The organism is uncultured Microbacterium sp., from assembly GCF_963521695.1.
In the GTDB taxonomy this organism is placed as follows: Bacteria; Actinomycetota; Actinomycetes; order Actinomycetales; family Microbacteriaceae; genus Microbacterium.
Genome location: NZ_CAUQWC010000289.1, coordinates 1 through 3,580 on the forward strand (window position 1 = coordinate 1; position 3,580 = coordinate 3,580).

General features: G+C 69.5%; 3 protein-coding genes. All 3 read right to left on the reverse strand.

The genetic code is table 11. From position 1 onward, the window contains the following. Positions 1-259 precede the first annotated feature (259 nt). Positions 260-1,621, reverse strand: coding sequence for an NAD-dependent succinate-semialdehyde dehydrogenase (locus RWP81_RS15340; protein WP_314457552.1), 1,362 nt, complete (start codon positions 1,619-1,621; stop codon positions 260-262). 22 nt (positions 1,622-1,643) lie between these two features. Then, a complete protein-coding gene (locus RWP81_RS15345; RefSeq protein ID WP_314457554.1) occupies positions 1,644-3,203 on the reverse strand; it encodes an APC family permease in 1,560 nt (519 codons plus the stop codon). Further along, positions 3,200-3,580: universal stress protein (locus tag RWP81_RS15350; protein ID WP_314457556.1), on the reverse strand; the 381-nt coding region annotated here is incomplete at its 5' end. The genes RWP81_RS15350 and RWP81_RS15345, both read right to left, overlap by 4 nt.

Sequence of the window (3,580 nt, forward strand, 5' to 3'; positions counted from 1 at the left end):
CCCGGGGCCCCGACCATGTCTCGGCCCCAACGAGCTCGAGTCCGCGCGGAGGCCGAGACCGGCACCCGGCACCGCAGCATCCCCGCGCGCCAGCACCCGGGCACCGTGAAAGCCGGGCACCCGGCAAACCCGCCCCCGGACACCCCGGCACCCCGGCATCCCGGCACCCCAGCACCCCGGCACCCCGGCACCCCGGCACCCCGGCATCCTGAGACAACGTCCCCCGGCCCGGCGAGCCGGGTCGGGGGACGCGTGCCGATCACACCGTGCGGATGAGCTTCTTGTTCACGAACTCGTCGGCCGCGAGCAGGCCCATCTCCCGCGAGGTGCCACTGCGCTTGACGCCGCCGAACGGCAGCTCGGGCGAGTCGGCGAGCACGACGTTCACGTAGACCATTCCGGCCTCGATCCGGTCGGCGATGCGCTGCGCCTGCTCGGCATCCGTGGTGAACACGTAGGAGCCGAGCCCGTAGCCCGTGCCGTTGGCGATCTCGATCGCCTCCTCCTCGTCGGCGACCCGATAGACGGTGCCGACGGGACCGAAGAACTCCTCGCCGTACGCGTCCATGTCGGGCGTGATGCCCGTCAGGACGGTGCCGGGGTAGAACGCCCCGTCGCGGGTTCCGCCGACCTCGACCGTCGCGCCCTGGGAGACGGCGCGCTGCACCTGCTCGTCGAGGCGCTCGGCAGCGGCGAGCGACGAAAGGGGACCCAGGACGGTGTCGTCGGCGAACGGGTCGCCGACCTTCGCCTCGCCGAGCGCGGCTGAGAACTTCTCCACGAACGCGTCGTACAGGCCGTCGATCACGATGAAGCGCTTGGCGGCGTTGCACGACTGCCCGTTGTTGTCGAGGCGCGCATCGACGGCCGCCTGCACGGCGGCATCCAGGTCATCCGTGGACAGCAGGATGAAGGGGTCGGAGCCGCCGAGTTCCAGCGCGACCTTCTTGAGGTTGCGGCCGGCGATCTCGGCGACGGCGGCACCGGCGCGCTCCGAGCCGGTGACCGACACGCCCTGCACGCGCGAATCGCCGATGATGGTCGCCGCCTGATCGTTGGTCGCCCGGATGTTGACGTACGCGCCGTCGGGCAGCCCCGCGTCACGGTAGATCGCCTGCAGCGCCTCGGCCGACTCCGGGCACTGGGGGGCGTGCTTCAGCAGGATCGTGTTGCCGACCGCGAGGTTCGGCGCGGCGAAGCGGGCGACCTGGTAGTACGGGAAGTTCCACGGCATGATACCCAGCAACACGCCCAGCGGCGAGCGGCGGATCACCGCCGAACCTTCGCCCAGGATCTCCAGCGGGGTGTCACCGGTGATCTTGTCGATCACGTCGGCGTAGTACTCGGTGATGTCGGCGGCGAAGTCGACCTCGCCCAGGGCCGCCTCGAGCGGCTTGCCCATCTCGCGCACGATGATCGCGGCGAGGTCGTCACGGCGCTCGCGGTGCAGTTCGGCCACGCGGCGGAGCGCCTCGGCCCGCTCAGCCGGAGCGGTCCGCGACCAGGTGCGGTAACCCGCGTCAGCGGATGCCAGGGCGTCCTCGACTCCGGCGTCGGTCAGCGTGTCGTACTCGGCGAGGGTCTCCCCCGTGGCGGGGTTGACGACGGCGTAGTCGCTCATGGTGCTCCTTGTCGTTTCGATGTCAGGACGTGCGGCGGCGGCGGGCACTGGCGGGTGCCTCCCCACCCAGGGTCTCACCGCGGAAGAAGGCGGGGCTCTTGATGCGCTGCGCGATCATCAGCACCACCCCCACGACGATGATCACGACGGTGATGACGAACACCAGCCCGACGCCGGCGATCTGCGAGCCGGAACCGTAGTCGGGATTCGCGCTGTCGATGAGGGTGGTGACGAACAGCACCGCCAGGATGCCACCGCCGATCAGGGGCGCCAGCAGCGTCAAAAACACGTTGCGCACCGAGTCGAACCACTGCTTGCGGAAGTACCACACGCACGCGAACGCCGTCAGGCCGTAGTAGAAGCAGATCATCGCGCCCAGCGCCGTGATGGTGTCGGTCAACACGTTCTCGCTCAGCACGCGCATGATCGCGTAGAACGCCGAAGCGACGACGGCCGAGACGATCGTGGCGTAGCCGGGGGTGAAGAACCGCGGGCTCACCTTCGCGAAGTTCTTCGGCAGCGCGTCGTAGTGAGCCATGGCCAGCAGGGTCCGCGCCGGCCCCACGAAGGTGGCCTGGAGCGAGGATGCCGAGCTGGTGAGGACCGCGAGCGACACGAGGAACGCGAGCGGCCCGAGGATGGGTCCCGAGAGGTGGAAGAAGACGTTCTCTTGAATGTCCTCGTTGCCGAGCCCCAGCTCACCGGTGCCGTTGCCGGCGAACATGAGCAGTGCCACGGCGATGAAGAGGTACAGGGCCACGATGAGGAACACCGTGACGGTGGCGGCGCGCCCCGGGGTGCGGTCGGGATCCTTCGTCTCCTCGTTCATGGTGAGGATCACGTCCCACCCCCAGAAGATGAAGATCGACAGCGACAGCCCCGCGGCGAAGGAGCTGAACGACCCCACCTCGAAGGGGTTGAACCACGACGCCTGCACGGGGCTCGCGTCGAAGGCGTTGCCGCTCATCATTTCGACCACGGCGGCGCCGGCGAAGACCAGCAGCACGAGGATCTGGAATCCGACCAGACCGTACTGCAGGCGCTGCGTCGTCTGCAGGTCGCGGTACGACACCACCGTGGCCAAGAACATGAACAGCAGACAGACCGCGATGTTGATCGGGACGACGCGGGTGAGTTCGGCGATCTCGGCGTTGCCGCTGATCTGCGCGATGAGCAGGAACAGGAAGTCGACGGCGATGCCCGCGAGGTTCGACAGCACGATGACGGTGGCCGCGACCAGACCCCAGCCCGCCATCCAGCCGACCCAGGGACCGAAGGCGCGCGACGCCCAGGTGAACGAGGTGCCGGCATCCGGCATCCGGGAATTCAGTTCGCGATAGCCGAGCGCGACGAGCAGCATCGGGATGAAACCGACGAGGATGATCGCCGGCACCTGGAACCCGACGGCCGAGACCGTGGGGCCGAGGGCGCCGGTCAGCGTGTACGCCGGGGCGATGGTGGAGATGCCGATGACGACGGCACCGATCATGCCGATCGAGCCGACGCGCAGGCCCTTGTTGGACATGCCGGTGGTGACGGCGCTGTCGGGGGACGCGCCCGAACCGCGGGATGCATCGGTCATGACGAGACCTCCTGGGTGCGGGGCACCACGATCATCGGGACGGGCAGGGCACGCAGGATCCGCCCCGCGGTGGAACCGAGGAATAGGCGACGGGGCTGGGCGAGCCGACTCGATCCGACCAGCGCGATCTCGCCGGGCTGCCACTCGATGTGCGACACGGCGTCTTCGATGTCGCTGCCGGTGCCCACGACGGCCTCCGCCGGCACTTCTGCGGGAAGCGTTGCGCGCGCCGCCTCGAGCACGCTCGCGGCGTGCGTCTGGCCGGTGAGGCGGGTGAGGCCGGCGTCGACGCGGTCCGGCAGATCGACGCCGGCGAGGGAGAGCAGCCGGAGCGGCGCGTGGGTGCGGCGCGAGACGGTCGCCGCGGTGTGCAGGAG

Coding starts and splice junctions, on each gene's coding strand:
- RWP81_RS15340 (WP_314457552.1), bottom strand. CDS start 1,621: ATGAGCGACTACGCCGTCGTCAACCCCGCCACGGGGGAGACCCTCGCC.
- RWP81_RS15345 (WP_314457554.1), bottom strand. CDS start 3,203: ATGACCGATGCATCCCGCGGTTCGGGCGCGTCCCCCGACAGCGCCGTC.